General features: G+C 26.4%; 1 protein-coding gene. It reads right to left on the bottom strand.

Going from position 1 to position 231, the window contains the following annotated elements:
- Window positions 1–231, bottom strand: a 231-nt coding sequence (locus F1741_RS02245) for a KH domain-containing protein (protein ID WP_244609577.1), incomplete at both ends; no start/stop codon positions are given.

Raw genomic sequence — 231 nt, 5'->3', positions numbered from 1 at the left:
AACAATACTTTCATTGTTATGCATAATAAAAATATTACCGTTTTGTTGAATATCTATTTTAACATTATCATAAGTCTCAATGATTTGATTAATAATTTTACCACCAGCACCGATAATATCACGAATTTTATCTACAGGAATATTAATCATCTTCACCTTTGGAACATAAACAGACATATGTTCTCGAGGTTTTTGAATAGCATTGTTCATCTTTTCTAAAATTTCTATTCT

This window comes from 'Cynodon dactylon' phytoplasma, from assembly GCF_009268075.1.
Taxonomy (GTDB): Bacteria; Bacillota_I; Bacilli_A; order Acholeplasmatales; family Acholeplasmataceae; genus Phytoplasma; species Phytoplasma cynodontis.
This window is presented reverse-complemented; position numbering and strand designations above follow the sequence as displayed.